General features: G+C 63.0%; 16 protein-coding genes. 8 read left to right on the forward strand and 8 right to left on the reverse strand.

Features of this window, described 5'->3' with window-relative positions; genetic code table 11:
- Window positions 1–108: 108 nt before the first annotated feature.
- The 3 genes from NWI01_RS12765 (at window position 109) to serA (ending at window position 4127) form a co-directional block, all read left to right on the forward strand.
- A complete protein-coding gene (locus NWI01_RS12765; protein ID WP_141384208.1) occupies window positions 109–939 on the forward strand; it encodes an outer membrane protein in 831 nt (276 codons plus the stop codon).
- 167 nt (window positions 940–1106) lie between these two features.
- The gene (locus tag NWI01_RS12770; protein ID WP_141384209.1) at window positions 1107–2279 is read left to right on the forward strand and encodes a phosphoserine transaminase; all 1173 of its coding nucleotides are present in this window, start codon (window positions 1107–1109) and stop codon (window positions 2277–2279) included.
- Window positions 2280–2537: 258 nt separating this feature from the next.
- On the forward strand, window positions 2538–4127 hold the full coding sequence (gene serA / locus NWI01_RS12775; RefSeq protein ID WP_141384210.1) for a phosphoglycerate dehydrogenase: 1590 nt from the start codon (window positions 2538–2540) through the stop codon (window positions 4125–4127).
- An 87-nt stretch (window positions 4128–4214) separates the two neighbouring features.
- Here the strand turns inward: serA and NWI01_RS12780 are convergent, their stop codons facing one another.
- A complete protein-coding gene (locus NWI01_RS12780) occupies window positions 4215–5759 on the reverse strand; it encodes a S10 family peptidase (protein WP_141384211.1) in 1545 nt (514 codons plus the stop codon).
- A gap of 397 nt (window positions 5760–6156) precedes the next feature.
- On the opposite strand from NWI01_RS12780, the gene NWI01_RS12785 reads away from it, so the two are divergent.
- Both NWI01_RS12785 and NWI01_RS12790 read left to right on the forward strand, forming a co-directional pair.
- Window positions 6157–7449, forward strand: a complete 1293-nt coding sequence (locus NWI01_RS12785) for an adenylosuccinate synthase (RefSeq protein WP_141384212.1) — start codon at window positions 6157–6159, stop codon at window positions 7447–7449.
- A gap of 51 nt (window positions 7450–7500) precedes the next feature.
- Entirely contained in the window at window positions 7501–9105 is a 1605-nt protein-coding gene (locus NWI01_RS12790) for a hypothetical protein (RefSeq protein WP_141384213.1), read from the forward strand.
- A gap of 181 nt (window positions 9106–9286) precedes the next feature.
- On the opposite strand, the gene NWI01_RS12795 is transcribed toward NWI01_RS12790, so the two are convergent.
- The gene (locus NWI01_RS12795) at window positions 9287–9502 is read right to left on the reverse strand and encodes a hypothetical protein (protein WP_141384214.1); all 216 of its coding nucleotides are present in this window, start codon (window positions 9500–9502) and stop codon (window positions 9287–9289) included.
- A 303-nt stretch (window positions 9503–9805) separates the two neighbouring features.
- On the opposite strand from NWI01_RS12795, the gene NWI01_RS12800 reads away from it, so the two are divergent.
- On the forward strand, window positions 9806–10369 hold the full coding sequence (locus NWI01_RS12800; RefSeq protein WP_141384215.1) for a DUF4112 domain-containing protein: 564 nt from the start codon (window positions 9806–9808) through the stop codon (window positions 10367–10369).
- A 76-nt stretch (window positions 10370–10445) separates the two neighbouring features.
- Here NWI01_RS12800 and NWI01_RS12805 read toward each other — a convergent pair whose 3' ends face one another.
- The 4 genes from NWI01_RS12805 to NWI01_RS12820 all read right to left on the reverse strand — a co-directional run bounded on the left by NWI01_RS12805 (window position 10446) and on the right by NWI01_RS12820 (window position 12695).
- Window positions 10446–10733: a hypothetical protein gene (locus NWI01_RS12805; RefSeq protein WP_141384216.1), complete on the reverse strand. Its 288-nt coding sequence runs from the start codon at window positions 10731–10733 to the stop codon at window positions 10446–10448.
- Window positions 10734–10960: 227 nt separating this feature from the next.
- Complete coding sequence (msrB, locus tag NWI01_RS12810) at window positions 10961–11374, reverse strand: peptide-methionine (R)-S-oxide reductase MsrB (protein ID WP_141384217.1); 414 nt, start codon at window positions 11372–11374, stop codon at window positions 10961–10963.
- Between the two features lie 177 nt (window positions 11375–11551).
- Entirely contained in the window at window positions 11552–11815 is a 264-nt protein-coding gene (locus tag NWI01_RS12815) for a DUF7662 domain-containing protein (protein ID WP_141384218.1), read from the reverse strand.
- A gap of 4 nt (window positions 11816–11819) precedes the next feature.
- The gene (locus NWI01_RS12820) at window positions 11820–12695 is read right to left on the reverse strand and encodes a UTP--glucose-1-phosphate uridylyltransferase (protein WP_141384219.1); all 876 of its coding nucleotides are present in this window, start codon (window positions 12693–12695) and stop codon (window positions 11820–11822) included.
- 451 nt (window positions 12696–13146) lie between these two features.
- Between NWI01_RS12820 and NWI01_RS12825 the strand changes: the two genes are divergently transcribed.
- Together NWI01_RS12825 and NWI01_RS12830 are read left to right on the forward strand one after the other, a co-directional pair.
- Complete coding sequence (locus NWI01_RS12825; protein WP_181410470.1) at window positions 13147–14586, forward strand: lytic murein transglycosylase; 1440 nt, start codon at window positions 13147–13149, stop codon at window positions 14584–14586.
- Window positions 14587–14749: 163 nt separating this feature from the next.
- Window positions 14750–16381: an SGNH/GDSL hydrolase family protein gene (locus tag NWI01_RS12830; RefSeq protein ID WP_141384221.1), complete on the forward strand. Its 1632-nt coding sequence runs from the start codon at window positions 14750–14752 to the stop codon at window positions 16379–16381.
- Between the two features lie 131 nt (window positions 16382–16512).
- Here NWI01_RS12830 and NWI01_RS12835 read toward each other — a convergent pair whose 3' ends face one another.
- Window positions 16513–16848: a hypothetical protein gene (locus tag NWI01_RS12835; protein ID WP_244613751.1), complete on the reverse strand. Its 336-nt coding sequence runs from the start codon at window positions 16846–16848 to the stop codon at window positions 16513–16515.
- A 277-nt stretch (window positions 16849–17125) separates the two neighbouring features.
- A complete protein-coding gene (locus NWI01_RS12840) occupies window positions 17126–18580 on the reverse strand; it encodes a glutamate synthase subunit beta (RefSeq protein WP_141384223.1) in 1455 nt (484 codons plus the stop codon).
- Window positions 18581–18596: the final 16 nt, after the last annotated feature.

The raw sequence follows: 18596 nt of genomic DNA on the forward strand, positions 1-18596 counted from the left end.
CAATATTTTGTCGGCAATGTAAACGCATCACCCCACGCAACAACCATTGGTTAAGGTTAACAGGCGATGATCGCGATCATTCAAGTTGTGGTCGATGGAGCGTTCACGATGCGTAGACTTCTGCTGGCGGCGGTCATTTGCGGAGCAGCGCAGGGCGCGTACGCAGCTGATATGCCCGATGACCTTCCATTCTTGCGCGGATCGCAGCCGCCGAGCCTCAGCACGGTGCGGACGGTGTGGCAGGGCTTTTATATCGGCGGACAGGCGAGCTATGGCTCGGCCGACATGGATTTCAAGAATTCCGGAAAAGAGTTACTGGAGCGATTGCTGAACAACGTCGATATCGAAAGTCAGTATCATCTTTCGACCTGGCCATTGGGCCAAAAGACATCGACCCAGAACGAGGGGTTTGGTGGGTTCCTCGGCTACAACCTGCAGTCGGAGGATGTCGTCTACGGCGTCGAACTCAACTACACTCATGGCAAGTTCTTCGGTGCATCGGGCGGAAGCCAGGGCCGATCGTTCAATTACCCGACCGATTATCTGACGTCGGCGTTCGTACAATCGAACGCCTCTATGCAGATCACGGATTTTGGTTCGCTCCGGGTCCGTGCGGGGTATTCGTTCGGCTGCTTCCTGCCGTACGCCTTTGGCGGCGTCGCGATGGGGCGGGCCGATATCCAGCGTAACGTAAGTTACAGTTCGCGCTATCAGTATGTCGGTACGCAGATTCCACCGCTTCCCAATCTGGCAGGAGCTGGCTCCTTGTCCGATAACGCCAACGCGCATTTCATCTACGGCTACGCAGCCGGCCTTGGCATCGATATGATGATTGTCGATGGTCTGTTCCTGCGTGCCGAGTGGGAATTCCTGCGGTTCACGGCGCCGGTGGATACCATCGTCAACACCGTGCGCGCTGGCGCGGGCTACAGGTTCTGATCCCGGCGTGCCTGACGGTGCGAAGGCGGCTATTAGCGTAGCAGGTCTTGGCGCGGTGGTCAGGCGTTGCTGCCGGGAATATTCTTGACGAAATCGCCTGATTCCCATATCCACGGCGGCGGGACACCTCCCCCCAACGGGAGGCTTGCTATCTGGAAGGATAGATCATGACCGTTGCGAAGCCCGCTTCGCGGCCCGATGTGCCGCATTTTTCTTCCGGCCCTTGCGCCAAGCGCCCCGGCTGGACCCCCCAAAATCTCAAGGACGCGGTTCTCGGCCGTTCGCATCGTGCGAAGATCGGCAAGGCGCGCCTGAAACTCGCGATCGATCTGACGCGTGAGGTTCTGGAGATTCCGGCCGATTACAAAATCGGCATCGTGCCGGCATCCGACACCGGCGCGGTCGAGATGGCCTTATGGTCGCTGCTCGGTGCGCGCCCGGTGACGGCGATCGCCTGGGAGTCTTTCGGCGAGGGCTGGATCACCGATGTCATCAAGCAGTTGAAGCTGAAGGACGTCACCAAGCTCACCGCGGGTTATGGCGAGATTCCCGATCTCGCCAAGGCCGACCCCGCCTCCGATATCGTCTTCACCTGGAACGGAACCACGTCCGGCGTGCGCGTGCCGAATGCCGACTGGATCAGCGCCACGCGTGAGGGTCTCACGATTTGCGACGCGACGTCAGCCGCTTTCGCGCAGCCGCTCGATTGGGCCAAGCTCGATGTCGTGACCTTCTCCTGGCAGAAGGCGCTGGGCGGCGAGGCGGCGCATGGCATGTTGATCCTGAGCCCGCGCGCCGTGGCCCGGCTTGAGAGCTACACGCCGCCGTGGCCGATGCCGAAGATTTTCCGCATGACCAAGGGTGGCAAGCTGATCGACGGCATCTTCGCTGGCGAGACCATCAATACGCCGTCGATGCTGTGCGTCGAGGACTATCTCGATGCGCTGAACTGGGCCAAGTCGGTTGGCGGTCTGAAGGGCATGATCGCGCGCGCCGATGCCAACACCAGGGTGTTGAGCGACTGGGTTGCGAAGACGCCGTGGATCGATTTCCTCGCGGCCGATCCGGCGATCCGGTCCAACACGTCAGTCTGCCTGAAGGTCATTGACCCCACGATCGCCTCCTTGCCTGCGGATGCGCAAGCTGATTTCGCCAAGAAGCTCGTCGCCGCAATTGAGAAAGAAGGCGCCGGTTATGATTTCGGGTACTACCGTGATGCGCCGCCGGGCCTGCGGATCTGGTGCGGCGCCACGGTGGAAGCGAGCAATGTCGCGCTGCTGACGCAATGGATCGACTGGGCCTTCGCCGAGACCAAGGCCTCGCTTGCGAAAGCGGCTTAGTTCCGAAGCTGAATGCTTCTTTCTCGTCTTATAGCGAGAGAGGTGATCGAACGAAGCGAGGGCGGGTGAGGGGATCCTTTCCTGTTCTGCTTCAGGCTTCACGACTTCAAGTCGCACCGTTTCGGGTCTCATCAGGCTCCATCTCGTTTCACTCACCGTCGTCACGGCCGGGCTTTGCCCGGCCATCCATCCTCAAAGATGGATCCGCAGGTCGAGCCCGCGGATGACGCCTACATCGGCATCAACGGATCACATCCCATGACAAAACCGAAAGTTCTCATTTCTGACGCTCTCAGCCCCGCCGCCGTGCAGATTTTCAAGGATCGCGGCATCGAGGTCGATTTCCAGCCCGCGCTCGGCAAGGACAAGGACAAACTCGCCGAGATCATCGGCGACTACGATGGCCTGGCCATCCGCTCGGCCACCAAGGCGACCGCGAAGATTCTCGCCAACGCCAGCAAGCTGAAGGTGATCGGCCGGGCCGGCATCGGGGTCGACAACGTCGAGATTCCGGCGGCGACCGCCAAGGGCGTCATCGTGATGAACACGCCTTTCGGGAATTCGATCACGACCGCTGAACACGCGATTACCCTGATGCTGGCGCTGGCGCGCGAGATCCCGGCCGCCGATGCCTCGACCCAGGCCGGCAAGTGGGAGAAGAATCGCTTCATGGGCGTCGAGATCACGGGCAAGACGCTCGGCGTGATCGGTTGCGGCAACATCGGATCGATCGTCGCGGACCGCGCGCTCGGTCTGAAGATGAAGGTGGTCGCGTTCGATCCCTTCCTGTCGCCGGAGCGGGCCAGGGATATCGGTGTGGAAAAGGTCGAGCTCGATGACCTGTTCAAGCGCGCCGATTTCATCACGCTGCACACGCCGCTCACCGACAAGACCCGCAACATCATCGACGCCGCTGCCATCGCCAGGATGAAGAAAGGCGTGCGCATCATCAATTGCGCGCGGGGCGGTCTGGTCGATGAACAGGCGCTCGCCGACGCGCTCAACACCAAGCAGGTGGCGGGCGCGGCGTTCGACGTATTCGTCGAGGAGCCGGCGACCGGGAACGTGCTGTTCGGCCACCCCAACGTGATCTGCACGCCGCATCTCGGCGCTTCCACCACGGAAGCGCAGGAGAATGTCGCGCTGCAGGTTGCCGAACAGATGTCGGACTATCTGCTCACCGGCGCGATCACCAACGCTCTCAACTTCCCATCGATCACGGCGGAAGAAGCTCCGAAACTGAAGCCTTTCGTCGAGCTTGCGGAAAAGCTCGGCTCCTTCGCGGGTCAGCTTACCGAGACCGGAATATCCAAGGTAACCATCACCTATGAGGGACAGGTCGCCGAAATGAAAATCAAGGCGCTCACGTCTGCGGCGCTGTCGGGCCTGCTGCGGCCGATGCTGGGCGATGTCAATGTGGTGTCGGCGCCGGTCGTCGCCAAGGAGCGCGGCATGGTGGTGGACGAGGTCGTGCGCGCCGCGCAGAGCGACTACGAAAGCCTGATCACCGTCACCGTCTTTACGGAACGGCAGGAACGTTCGGTGTCGGGAACGGTATACGCCGATGGCCATCCGCGCCTCGTCGACATCAAGGGCATCCGCGTCGATGCCGAGTTCGGCAGGTCGATGATCTACGTCACCAACGAGGACAGGCCGGGCTTCATCGGCAAGTTCGCCTCGCTGCTGGGCGATGCGGGCGTCAACATCGCGACCTTCAACCTCGGCCGTCACAGTCAGGGTGGCGACGCCATCGCGCTGGTCGAGGTCGACGGCAGCGTGCCGGAGAACGTTCTCGCCAAGGTGCAGGCGTTGCCGCAGGTCAGGCAGGCCAAGGCGCTGACGTTCTGACCGGCCGAAACCCGATCATGATGGATCGGCGGTCACATCCTTCCCGCTTCTGACGTCATCAGAAGCGGGACTCGGTTTGCTGTTGCATCATTTCATCAGCGCGCGCGCCTCGTCGCGCAGGGACTGGCGCGAGAGGTCGTGCGAATAGAACATGTGGCCGCCGGGATAGACCACAAGCTTGATGCGATCGCGCGAGCCGAAGGTCGGCAATTGATCGAGGCGGACCTGGGAGGCGAAATAAGGTGTCGCGAGATCGAATAATCCATGCGCGACGAGCAGCCTGAATTGCGGGTCCGCGGCGAGCAGTTCGCGGATATCAGACATCGACTCGACGGATGACCGGTTCTTGCCGAAATCCCATTTGCGATTGACGGTACGGCTGAGCAGTTCATAGGAGCCCGTCGGCCGCCAGTTCAGCTTGCGCGCATGGAGCTCGAACGCCGCCGATGTCAGCGAGGTCAGCAGCGGTCCCTCCGAGGGGTCGTTGAAATCGCTGGCGCTTGAATCCGGGTAGGGATCGAACCCCAGCACCGAGGCATCATAGCGTCCCGTGACCTTGCCGCCATCGCGGTCGAAGGCGCGGCGGAATTCGCTGACGTCGAATCGTCCGGCGAGGCGGCGGCTCTCCGCCTGATCGATTCCCGTCAGCGCGGCGAAGCGGTCGGCAAGCCGTCGGGTTGCCTCCGCATCGGCCTGGCCCTTGATGAGATCGGTCAGGAATTCGCCGCGTGCGTAGGCTTCGGCATCGGCCATGTCGGCTCGGGTCAGCGTTCCGATTTTCTCCCTCCCGCGTGCGGTAGCCGCCATGCTCGGCAGGCTCGCCACGAACCGGGTCAACCCCGTGCCCAGCACATCGCTGAAATCAAGCGCCGGCGAGATCAGAATCAGCCCCTTGACGGCGACGCCCTGCCGGGTCTGCAAATTGCGCGCGATCTTCGGTCCGCGAATGCCGCCATAGCTTTCGCCGGCGATGAATTTCGGCGACTGCATCCGGTCGGCTTTCTCCAGCCAGCGGCGGATCACCAGCGCTATCGCCGCCACATCGCCATCGACGGTGAAGAAGTGCTTCTGGGCGTCATCGCCGCGCGCCACCATGCGGCTGTAGCCGGTGCCGAGCGGATCGATGAAAACGAGATCGGTGAAGTCGAGCCAGGTTTCCGCGTTCGGCTCCAGCGGCATGGGAACGGAAGGGCTGGCGATCGCGCGGTCCATCGCGATGCGCCAGGGGCCGTTGCTGCCGAGTTGCAGCCAGGCCGAAGAGGCGCCCGGACCGCCGTTGAAAACGAAGGTCACGGGGCGGCTGCGGGGATCGGCTCCGTCGAGCTGATAGGCTGTGGCGGCGATGTCCGCTTGCGGTTCGCCTTTGTCGTCAAAGATGCGAATCGCGCCCGCCGTCGCGGTGAAGGCCAGCGTGCGGTCCGGCAGGACGAGCTTGTGCCTAGTGGTGGAATCCGGCGGCAGCCGGTGATGGTCGGGGGTCGCGGCGGGCTGGTCCCCGTCGTTTCGCGGGCCGGCGGTGGCGGTTTCCGCAGGGTTCGATGGTGCCGCCTCGCGCGCGTAAGCGGCGGCGGGAGCCAGCATCGCCAGCAGCGCCGCTCCGGCGCATACCTTGCGTATCATCAGACGGCGCATCTTTCCTCCCCGTTCGCGTGGCCGGTCTTGAGGCGGCAGGTCTTGAACATGGATGACCGAGCATGCCTGAAAACTGTGGCGGGTGCGGGACCGCACCTGGAGCGGCCAGCGCCGGGTGTGGATTATCAGGATGTATCAACGGCTTGGAAGGGGCGTTCGCGGCCGATCCGGCTTGCGTCAACCGCACGCATCCTTTATCCGATGAGACGCTTGGCGGGGTGGTCCGGAAGATCGCTTCATTTTTGCTGCGTGCCTGCAAGGCGAACCTTCCGAACCCGCACCATTACGACAATCACGAGTATGGTAATCACGAGTTGCCGGCGTCCTGCGGGTTCGAGGTTCGTGACCGAAGGCGTGGTATGGACGCGCTCCACTTTTGCAAGGAACTTCCGCGGAAATGACCAATGTTGTCGTCGTCGGCGCCCAATGGGGCGACGAAGGAAAGGGCAAGATCGTCGACTGGCTGTCGGAGCAGGCGGATATCGTCGTTCGCTTTCAGGGCGGCCATAATGCCGGTCATACGCTCGTGATCGATGGCAATACCTACAAGCTGGCGTTGCTGCCCTCGGGGGTCGTCCGCTCGTCGAAGCTGTCGATCATCGGCAACGGCGTCGTGTTCGATCCGCAAGCCTTCGTCAACGAGGTCGAGAAGCTGAAAGAGCAGGGCGTCAAGGTCGGCCCTGACAACCTGCGCGTTGCCGAGAACGTGACGCTGATCCTGCCGCTTCATCGCGAACTGGACAGCCTGCGCGAGAACGCAAGCGCGGCGACGGCGATCGGCACCACCCAGCGCGGCATCGGTCCGGCCTACGAGGACAAGGTCGGCCGCCGCGCCATCCGCCTGATGGACCTCGCCGACCCGCAGACCCTGCCGCACAAGATCGATCGGCTGCTCGCCCATCACAATGCGCTGCGCCGCGGCCACGGCATCGCGGAAGTGGATAGCGGCGCGCTGCTGAAGGATCTCGCCGCAATTGCGCCGCGGGTGCTGCCCTATGCTGACAGCGTGTGGAATTTGCTGGATCACAAGCGCCGCGAAGGCAAGCGCATCCTGTTTGAAGGCGCGCAAGGCGCTTTGCTCGACGTCGATCACGGCACCTACCCTTACGTCACCTCCTCCAACACCGTTGCAGCCCAGGCCGCCACCGGCACCGGCATGGGGCCGAGCGCGCTCGGCTACGTTCTCGGTATCTGCAAGGCCTACACCACGCGTGTCGGTCAGGGGCCGTTTCCGACCGAACTCAACGACGAGATCGGCGAACTGATCGGTCAGCGCGGCAAGGAATTCGGCGTCAACACCGGCCGCAAACGGCGTTGCGGCTGGTTCGACGCCATGCTGGTCCGGCAGACCGTGCGGACCAGCGGCATCCATGGCCTGGCGTTGACCAAGCTCGATATTCTCGACGGTTTTGACACGATCCAGGTTTGCACCGGCTACCGTCTCGACGGCAAGGAGATCGATCATCTGCCGGCGGGAGAGGGGGCGCAGGCGCGCATCGAGCCGGTCTATGAAACGGTCGAGGGCTGGAAGGAGCCGACGGCCAACGCGCGCTCGTGGGCGGACCTGCCGGCTCAGGCTATCAAATACGTTCGTCGGATCGAGGAGCTGGTGGGATGTCCGGTCGCCCTGCTGTCCACCAGCCCGGAGCGTGAAGATACTATTCTGGTCCAAAATCCATTCGAGGCTTAACGGGGTGTTACGGGAATGCGTTCAAGGTTAATGTTCGTGCATTGAGGAGACATGGCTGATTATTACCCGCTGATCGCACGCGCCATCGCCGGACTGGACGTCAACGCGCCCGGCGAGCAGCGGCGTGCGCTCTATGAGCGGGCACGGACGGCGCTGATCGCTCAGCTCCGTGGCGTCGAGCCGCCGTTGACCGAATCCGAGATCACCCGCGAGCGGCTGGCGCTGGAAGAGGCCGTGCGCAAGGTCGAGTCCGAGGCCGCCCAGCGCGCCCGCGAGGCCTCGCGTAGCAGCGGTTCGCGCTCCGGCGATGCGTTCCGTGCCGCGACGCGTGCTGCGATGAAGTCGCCGGACGCGGCTGCACAGCCGCCGGTCCGCTCGCGCGCCAACGCGACGCCCCAACCGCGCAATCTGCGCGCTGACCCGACCCCGACGTCGGCCCCATCCCCGCCTCCATCCGTCAGTCCGACGCCGTCCTGGCGGCCGCCTGGACCGCCGATTCCGTTACCGGATGAACCGCCGCCGCCTGCCCGCGAGCGGGTGGGCCAGGGTCAAAATCATAATCATCCGAATCAGGGGCAGCCGCGCCGTAGTCCCGAACCCGATCGCCCGCCGCCGCGGCCTCCGGTCCCGGGTTTTCGAGACGTTACGGCGGACGCCGATGATCTCGGCCGCGCCGCCGCGCAGGCCAATCGCTCGGCCCGCCGCACCTATGCCAATGTGCGATCGCCGTCACCCGAATTCGATCGGCTTGAACCGAGCCTTGAGGATCGCGGCGCGTTTGAGGGAGCATATCCTTCTGATGAATCGTTTTCCGGCGGCGCCGCGGACGACCCGCCACCGGCGCCTCTGCCGCGATCGTGGCCGCACCCCGGTCGCGAAAGACCGGAGCGCGTGCTCGCCGGCGGCTTTCCGCTCAAGGCCGCGATCGTGGCCGGTCTCCTGCTCATCCTCGCCGGAGCGGGAATCATCTGGGGTTCGAATGTGGTCTCGGCTGTGCGCGGGCTGTTCGATTCCCCGGACCAGACCAGTGAGATTGCGAAGCCGGCAGCGCCGGGACTGAAGCCGAAGATCACTGATCGGGTCGGTCAGCCTTCGATGTCCGAAACGATCGCGCCGGTGGCGCAGCGCGTCGTGCTGTATGACGAAGACCCCTCGGACCCCAAGGGCAAGCAGTATGTCGGCTCGGTGGTGTGGCGCACCGAAGAAGTAAAAGGGGCCGCTGGCAGCAAGCCGGAGATTGCCGTGCGCGCCGAGATCGACATCCCCGAGCGCAAGTTCAAGATGACGATGTCGTTCCGCCGCAACACCGACACCTCGCTGCCTGCCAGTCACACTGCGGAACTGACCTTCGTATTGCCGCCGGATTTCGACGGCGGTGGAGTCTCCAACGTCCCCGGCGTCCTGATGAAGTCCAACGAACAGGCCCGCGGCACCCCGCTGGCGGGACTCGCCGTCAAGGTCACCGATGGCTTCTTCCTGGTCGGGCTGTCGAACGTCGAGTCCGATCGCGCGCGCAATCTCCAGCTCTTGAAAGAGCGCTCATGGCTGGACATCCCGCTGGTCTATACGAATCAACGTCGCGCGATCATTGCTATCGAGAAGGGGGCGCCCGGAGAGCGCGCCTTCAACGAAGCATTCACGGAGTGGGGCGAGTAGCGCTTCGCGGGACGAGTATCGGCGTCGTCCTTCGGTCCTCCTTCATATGACGCTTTTGTTGGCGTCAGTCTCCGTCAGGCTGGCCTCGCCATATCAACGCGTGCTCCCTCCGGCGGAATTCAGCACATATCGAGCGACATATCTTCAGTCGCGCCTGCGCGGTAAACATCGAAGAGCACCTTTATGCGGTGCGGTCCTCACCTGCGTTCGACGCCGCGCCTGTGAAATGTCGTGCCTCGGGGAGGCCATCCTTATTGCGGATGCGAGTCCTGGTGATCTTCGCTTTGGTCGCCGCCGCGCGATGTTCGGGCCCGATCTCCTCGGCTGCGGTTTCGAGCAACTCGCGCAAATGCGCGACATACTCGGCGCCAAACTTCTGCGACGGAGCCTGACTCATGCAACGTTCCCCCTGTTGTCATGATCCGGAAAGAAGACAAGGCGAATTTTCCGACGCGATCATGCAAAACGCTTGGGCCGGGAAGATGGCGACGCAATGGGGCGGAGTTGAGACTTTGGGAGGGAGGAAGATGTCGGGACGATATGTTTCGCATCCCGCTGCGTTCTGCCGATGCGAACGGCTGTTTTGTCGCGATGAGGTTGTTCTGCGCGACGGCGACGCATCGAAGCAGGAGATCATCACGATCGCGTGGCCGCGTGACTGAATCTTGCGAAGGTTGCCGGGGGAGACCATGTGAGAGCGATGAAATCGATGCCGAACGACGACTTGTTCTCGCGTGATAACTTCCGAGCCCGGGGATCCGCGCGTGCAAAGGTCATCGATCAGGACGGTCGTGAGATTCATGGCGACCCGCCGGGTGCCGATGGATTCCAGGCCGGCCCGTTCGGGGCGTTTCAGCACGGCGCTTCCGGCTTTGAGTTCGCCGCTGCGTTCCAGCCGCTCACCCGCGAGCAGCGGCTCGCGCGGTTGGATGCGATCGCGAAGCTGCTTGATGTTGCCTTCGTCGTGCCAGGAACGAAAGTCCGTTATGGCATCGACGGCCTGATCGGGCTGGTGCCGGTGATCGGCGACCTCATCACCACGGCGTTCTCGCTGTGGCTGGTGCGCGAAGCGCGGGCGCTTGGCGCGCCCTGGCACATTACCGCGCGGATGCTGAGCAACGTCGCGGTCGACGGGGTGGTCGGATTAGTGCCTGTGGCCGGCGATGCCTTCGACGTGATGTTCCGCGCCAACATGCGTAACGTGCGGATGTTCAAACGCTGGCTCGACCGGCAGCCGCGTCAGAGCGCGAGTCGGGCCGGATAAGAACACGCTTGATCAGACGATCGCGGGTAGCCGATCCAGTTCCGCGCGAACCGGGTGAATCAGACGCGCGGAATTCTCACGCGGCATCCTTCGGGACTCTCGTTTCCGCGGATGCCGTGTCGAGTTTGCGGCGGGGCAGCGGAAAGTCGCGGCTCTCGTAGAGAGAGCGGATGCCGTTCTGATCGAAGCGGGCTTCATCCACCTGAAGATAAGCGCCGTTCAACGAGTCGGCCGGCAGCTCCTCGATGGCGAAGCGTACGGCGTCGGCTGCGGTATCGAAACGGCGGTAGGCAAACCCGGCACGCTTCTTCCTGCGGACCGCGGCAGGAAATAGTTCGGCGGATTTCTGGAAGCTGAACGACATGGCGGGAACCCCTACAATTACGCTTTTCGAGAACGAGCAATGCCGATGCAAGGGCCCGCTGGGGCTCTCCGACACACAGCATGTCCGTGATGCGCTGATTATATAGGGTCGAATGCGGAAATTGCGACCATCCAGGGCCGGAATCATGAATCCGGCGACCGGACCGGAAATTTCAGCGGGACGTTCTCTTGATTGAACCCACGCGCCGCTTTCGGATCTCGACCTCGTTACTTGGGCGCGAGCTTAAGGGCGGCCGAATTGATGCAGTAACGCAGACCTGTGGGCTCGGGACCGTCATTGAAGACATGGCCGAGGTGGCCGTTGCACCTTGAGCATAGCACCTCGGTGCGGATCATGCCGCGGCTGGTGTCCTGCTCCTCATCGATGTGGCTTTCGACCACGGGCACGGTGAAACTCGGCCAGCCGCATCCTGAATCGAATTTGGCGTCGGATTCGAACAGCGTCTGTCCGCAGCCGGCGCAGACATAGATGCCGCGGCGGCGTTCATGTTCGTACTCGCCGGAGAATGGCGGCTCGGTGGCTTTTTCGCGCAGGACCGCATATTGCATCGGCGTCAGTTCCTTGCGCCATTCGCTGTCGCTCTTGGTAACTTTGGCCGGGATCGCCTTGCTGTCGCGCATTTGATCTTCCTCTGTGCAGTTCGCGGCCCGGACCTCAGCCGCACCGCCGCCGGCCAGCGTCGGCTTCTCGATATGGTCGGATGCGGCAGCTTTCTTCAGGTGCCGGATTTTCCGAAGATCATCGTGTCAAATATAGGGCTGTTCGGGACGTGCGTCAGAGCCCGCTACTGATTCCAGCTATCTGAAGCGCGGCCGTTTTGCGTCCGCGCGACGGAACCGGACGCCATCGACAAGGCGTGTCGCGACATAACCCGCCGCTATGCAGGCTTCGCGTTGCGGCATTCGTTGTTCAGGCGCGCGCGCCGTATCCCACCACGACGCGCGCTGCGCCGCGCGCGGGAGGTCGTCGTCGATGATCTGCTCGATCTCCGCGAAGCTCAGCACGAATTCGGTCTGCGTCCGTTGCTTCAGGTAATCGCGCAACGCATCAAAGTTCGGCACCGCGTCACATCCCGAGATACTTCTTCATCTCCGCGCGCAAGCCTTCGCGTAGATCGGGACGCGCCATCCCGAACGCGATATTGGCGCGCAGGAAACCCGCGCGCGAGCCGCAATCGTGACGCTCGCCGGCGAATTCGAGACCGTGGAAGGCTTGCGATTTCGACAGGCCGATCATGGCGTCGGTGAGCTGGATTTCGCCGCCGGCGCCGCGTTCCTGGTTTGCGAGAATCTCGAATATCTCGGGCTGGAGAATATAGCGTCCGGTAATTGAAAGATTAGAGGGCGCGGTGCCCTTCGGCGGCTTCTCCACCATGCCGTCGATCTCGAAGGTGCTGCCGCTGCGCTTGCCCACACCGCAGATGCCGTAGTTGTGGGTCATGTCGTCGGGCACCGCTTCCACCGCGACAATGTTGGACTTCGGCCCCAGATTTTCAGCGGCCTGTATCATCTGCTTGAGGCAGCCCGGCGTGTTCAGCACCAGTTCGTCCGGCAACACCACCGCGAATGGCTCGTGGCCTACGATGTCGCGGGCGCACCATACCGCGTGGCCAAGCCCGAGCGGGGCCTGTTGCCGGGTAAAACTCACCGCGCCGGCCTCGGGCTGGAATTGCGTCAGCAGGTTTATCTCTGTCTGCTTGCCGCGCGTCTTCAGTGTTTCGTCGAGTTCGAACTGGCGGTCGAAGTGATCCTCGATTGCACTCTTGTTGCGGCCGGTCACGAAAACGAAGTGCTCTATGCCCGCTTCCCTGGCCTCGTCGAACACATACTGGATCAATGGCCGGTCGACGATCGTGAGCATCTCCTTCGGCATCGCCTTGGTGGCAGGGAGAACGCGGGTGCCGAGCCCCGCGACCGGAAAGACGGCTTTGCGGATTTTCATATCGATTCTGTGGGTTGTTGTGCGGGCGGGATGAAACGGGATCAGTTGATATAGTGTTATAGCGTTTTCGAGCGAAGTGGATACCGGTTCGCGTGAAGAAAACGCGTCAAAACAACAATCTAGAGCTTCGCTTCTGATTCAACCAGAAGCGCGAAAGTGCTCCGGCCGGTTTTACAGCCGGGAACAAAGGCGGATATGTGATCGCGACGGGATGGCTCTGGTGAAGCAATCGTAAGAGCCGGATACGGTGAATGTAAGCCGGCCGTTGTTCCGGCCAGGGTGTTCCCGGTCAGGCTCTTGCCCTGCGGATGCCGAAGTTCCGTCGATATATGGACCGATCATGAAGGCCCGCGGCTGATTGTCCTCAGGCAGGAAAAAGACCCGCCGTTAAGCCGATGGAAACCGTGACAGGGCCTCCTGAGATCGCAATACTCATCATACACGGTCAGGAATGGTTGCGACAGTGATGCAGGAATGGATGCGCGGAACAGGAATGGCGGTCGTCGTAGCGCTTGCGTTGCTTGCGCCGCCGGGCGAGGCGCGCGCGCAGGCATCGAACGGCAACGGCATCCAGGGTTTTCTGGACAACCTCTTCACTGGCTCCATCGCGAATGACGGGCAAAGTGCTTCGCTCGCGCCGCGCGGCGGATCGGAGCAGACGCCCTCTCCGCCGAAACGGCCGGCGAGTTCGGCCGCCACGGCCTGGAGCGGCGAGGACGGCGCCTCCGGTCATCCGCTGATGACCTCCGCAGCGATTCGTCAGGCGGCGGCGAATTTCTCGAACTGCGTCGCGGCCATGTGGCCCGATGCGGCGCGGCGGCACATCACCCGCGAGAACTTCGAGCGCTTCACGGCGGGGCTGTCGCCCGATCTCCGTATCATGGACCTGATGGATTCGCAGCCGGAGTTCACCAAGGCGATCTGGGATTATCTCGATATTCTGGTCAAGGATGCGCGTCTTGCGCGCGGCCGCGAAATTCTCGCCACCTACAAGCCGCAGTTCGACGCCGTCGAGAAGGCCTATGGCGTCGATCGTTACGCGATCGCGGCGATCTGGGGCATCGAATCAAACTATTCGACGCAGATGGGCGACCGCAGCGTGCTGCAATCGACGGCGACGCTGGCATGTGTCGGCCGCCGCCAGAAATATTTCCGGGACGAGTTTCTGGCCGCGCTTGAGATCCTCAATCGGGGCGATCTGCGGCCCGAGCAGATGCGCGGCTCATGGGCGGGTGCGTTCGGCCCGACGCAGTTCATGCCGACGGCGTTCAAGCGTTACGCGGTTGATGGTGACGGCGACGGCCGTCGCGACGTGGTCGACAACCCCGCCGACCTAATCGCATCCACCGCCAACAACCTGAAGAAGGACGGTTGGCAGACCGGCAGGGCCTGGGGGTACGAGGTGGTCGTGCCCAATGACTTCAACTACATGCTGGCGGACCGCGCCAAGGCGATGACGCTCGCGCAATGGGAGCAGCTCGGCATTCGGCGCGCCGGCAACAAGGGCTTTCCGTATTCCTCTGACCGCGCCTATCTGCTCGCGCCCGCTGGCGCCGGCGGACCGGGTTTCCTGATGTTGCAGAATTTCCGGGTCTTCATGAAGTACAACCCCGCGGAAGCCTATGCGCTAGCGATCGGCCACTTTGCCGATCGGTTGCGCGGCGGGAGCCCCTTCGTGCAGCCGTGGCCGCGGCAGGAGCGGGTGCTGTCCCGTACCGAGCGGCTGGAGTTGCAGCAGCTTCTGGCGCGGCAGGGTTTCTATCGCGGAACTCCCGACGGTCAGATCGGCAGCGGGACGCGGGAGGCGCTGCGCGGCTTCCAGGCTTCCGTTGGGGCGCCTGCCGATGGTTTCGCATCGTCCGACGTGCTGGAACGGCTGCGGCGGCGGTAGGCTGCCCGTCGAAGTTCGCAAGGGGAGAAGGCGTCAAGGGTGATGCTAAAAGGCATACTTTTGAGGCCATAAGCCGCCGCCTCGCTGGTGGCGGGAAAATCGCCCGCTTGCGGCCCGATTTCGCTATTATAGGATTGCGGGACTTTCCCTTGCGATTGAGCGTATGTCCGGACCCAGATCGCTGCTTCGCCGACTGACCCAACGCGGACCATGGATTGCGCTGGCGATTGCTGTCGCCACGCTGGTCGCCGCGCCGGCATCGGCGCAGCTTTTCAATTTCGGTTTTGACCGTCCGGCCCCCGCGCGCCGCGGAGGTGGTGGCGGAGGAGGCGGAGGCGGAGGCTGGTTCGGCTCGGACAATCCTTTCTTCGCACCTTTTCAACAACCGCAGCAGAGGCAACCACAACAGCAGCAACAACGGCCGGCCGAAAATTACTCACACGCGCCACCGCCTGAAAAGCGGGACACCGTGTCTGAGCGCAATGTGCTGGTGCTCGGCGACGCCATGGCTGACTGGCTTGCTTATGGCCTGGAGGATGCTCTCAGCGAGACGTCCGACATGGGCGTGATCCGCAAACATAAGACCGTCTCCGGCCTCATCCGCTATCAGCCGAAGGGTGATCCGGCGGATTGGGTGGCCGCGGCGAAAGCCGTTCTCGCCACCGAAAATCCGGACGCCATCGTGGTCATGCTCGGCCTGCAAGACCGCACGTCGATTCGGGAAGCGCCGGAAAAGGACAAGAGCGGCAAGACGGACGACAAGAAGGCCGATGCGGACCCGAAAGGGGGAAGCAAAACCGGCAAGGCGGATGAAGCCGCTGCTGACTCTGACGGCAAGCCGGCTGATTCCGAACAATCTCCGGATGAGACCGCCGATCAGCCCGCCGTTTCCAGGACGAAAAGCGCGCGTTCGCCGAACGGGGTTGCCGAGTTCCGCAGCGATCGCTGGGTCGAACTCTACAGCAGGAAGATCGACGACATGATCACAGTGCTCAAGTCGAAGGGCGTTCCGGTGTTCTGGGTCGCCCTGCCTGCCGTGCGCGGTGCAAAGTCAACGGCCGACATGCTGTTCCTCAACTCGCTTTATCGGGATGCCGCGGACAAGGCGGGCATCACCTACGTCGATATCTGGGATGGGTTCGTCGACGAGGCTGGCCGTTATATCCAGCAGGGGCCGGATTTCGAAGGCCAGATCCGCCGTCTGCGTTCATATGACGGCGTGTTCTTCACCAAGGCGGGCTCGCGCAAGCTCGCACACTATGTCGAGCGCGAGATCACGCGCGTGATGGCGGCGCGGTCGGGGCCGGTCGCGATCCCCGTCGAGCCTGACACGCCCGATACCGACGTCAAACCGGGGCAGCCAGCCCCCCGTCCGCTGGCTGGACCGATCGTGCCGTTGGTGGCTTCCTCGTTCGGGACCGACCGCTTGCTCGGCGGTCCCGGCAGCCATCCCGCAGCGATTGACGCGCTGGCGGCGCGAACGCTGGTGCGGGGGGAACCGTTATCCGCGCCCGCCGGGCGCGCTGACGATTTCGCCTGGCCGCGGCGGGAGGTCGGCCTTGAGCCGGCCAAGGGCGATCCGCCGGTCGCGGCGGCGCCGGAAGCCGCTGGTGCAGCTTCCGCAGCGAAGCCGAACAAGCCGCGGCTCGCTCCTTCCGCTCAGCAAGCGCAGTCGAACGGACTGTCGGGGTCTCGCGCTTTTTCGCCCGCGCAGGCGGGACGATCGCAGGCGCCTTCACGTCCGCCGGCTGATTTCGGATTGCCGGGATTCTTCTCGGACCTGTTCTCGCGATAGAGCTTTGCTTCGGACTGGATCAGTAGCGAAGCTCTGGATCGTTGTGGTGACGCGTTTCTTCACGCGGACAGATCACCGCTCTCACCAATAACGCGATAGTTGCCGATGATGGCGGTTTGAGCTTTGCGATCTCAATGCCCGAGTTGCGCCCGGTAGTCGTCGAGCACGCCCTGCACGCGGTAGCAGCTCGTTGCATCCGGCGTGAAGCTCACCCACTTTTTCTCCGACTCAACGAACACCTTGGAGATCTTTTTAGCGCGCGCGTCGCCGGCCGCCATGTTCGCCTTGTCGGATGTCGAAAGATAGGGATCGAGCGCTTCCAGGAGATGCCCGGTTTGACCCGGTGTAATCAGGTTCTGTTCTTCGCAGCGCGCGGCTGCTGCGAAAAATGAGCCGGCGCTGATGGCGACGTGACGCGACATCGCCTGTGCCGGAGCGATCGGGAAAACGACGATCAAGAAAACCATCCAACGCGATGCCGCCACTTCGCCGCTCCCCCACTTTGTCACGACAGTAACGTGCGGAGGACGACGATCAATTCACAGATTGTCTCTGTGCACGGTTAGGTTAAGCGTGTGGATGAGTGTCAATGCGAGCCTGCAACAATTCTAGTTCAGAGTCTCGTCTTGTTGCGACGAAGAGATCGTCAGCGTCGCCGGAACATGCTCCAGGAAGATCGATTGCCGGAGCGCCCTTGATGATCACGACAGTAACCGGCGGCGCGGCGGAGCACGCCGCGCGGCTTCATAACGGCAGCGTGGTCGATCCCATCAGCATCTGATCGATGGCGCGGGCACACAGGCGTCCCTCCCGGATCGCCCACACGACCAGCGACTGGCCACGCCGCATGTCGCCGGCCGAGAACACTTTCGGAAGCGAGGTTTGAAAATCCTGCGTATTGGCGCGGACGTTGCCGCGCTGGTCGAGGTCGAGACCGAGCGTCTTGAGAAGACCCTCATACACCGGATGCACGAAGCCCATCGCCAGCAGCACGAGATCGGCTTCCAGCGCGAATTCGGTGCCTGCGATCGGCTGAAACCGGCCGTCGACACGGACGCAGTGCAGTTTGGTCACCTTGCCATCGGTGCCGGAGAATTTCTGCGTCAGCACCGCATAGTCGCGCCTGGCGCCCTCGGCCTGGCTCGATGACGTGCGCATCTTCAGCGGCCAGTTCGGCCAGGTCAGCGCCTTGTTCTCATGCTCCGGCGGAGCCGGCATGATTTCGAGCTGGGTCACCGATCTGGCGCCCTGCCGGAACGAGGTGCCGATGCAGTCCGAGCCGGTGTCGCCGCCGCCGATCACCACCACGTTCTTGCCGGTCGCGAGGATGTCCGGCGCGTCGAAGGTTTCGTTGCCGTTGCGGCGATTCTGCTGCGGCAGGAAATCCATCGCGAAGTGAATGCCGGCGAGATCGCGGTCGGGGATCGGCAGATCACGCGGGGATTCCGCGCCACCGGTCAAAGCCACCGCGTCATGGTCTCTGACGAGTTGCGCCGCATCGATCGCGCCTGTTGTGTCACCCCCGACCGGCTTGCCGTAGTGAAAGATCACGCCTTCGGCCTGCATTTGCTCCAGGCGGCGGTCGATGATGTGTTTCTCCATCTTGAAGTCGGGAATGCCGTAGCGCAGCAGCCCGCCGGCTTTGGCATTCTTCTCATAGACATGTACCTCATGGCCGACGCGCGCGAGCTGCTGCGCGCAGGCGAGCCCGGCGGGACCCGAACCGACCACGGCGACTTTCCTGCCGGTCTTTTGCGCCGCGACCAGCGGCTTCAGCCAGCCGTTGTCCCAGGCGCGATCGACGATGGCGCATTCGACCGTCTTGATGGTGACCGGGTTGTCATCGATGTTCAGCGTGCAGGAGGCTTCGCATGGCGCCGGGCAGATGCGGCCGGTGAACTCCGGAAAGTTGTTGGTGGAGTGCAGCGTTCGCGAGGCTTCTTCCCAATTGCCCTGATAGACGAGATCGTTGAAGTCCGGGATCTGGTTGTTGACCGGGCAGCCGGGCGTGCCGGGCTGAACCGAACCTGTGCCGTGACAATAGGGGATGCCGCAGTTCATGCAGCGCGCGGCCTGATCGCGCGTTTCCTTTTCGCTGAGCGGGATCACGAACTCCTTGAAGTTCGTCACCCGCTCCTCGACCGGCGCATACTTGCGGTCATGCCGCTCGATTTCCAGAAACCCCGTGATCTTGCCCATCGGACCTGATGCCCTT

The sequence above is a fragment of the Nitrobacter winogradskyi genome, assembly GCF_006539545.1.
GTDB lineage: Bacteria > Pseudomonadota > Alphaproteobacteria > Rhizobiales > Xanthobacteraceae > Nitrobacter > Nitrobacter winogradskyi_A.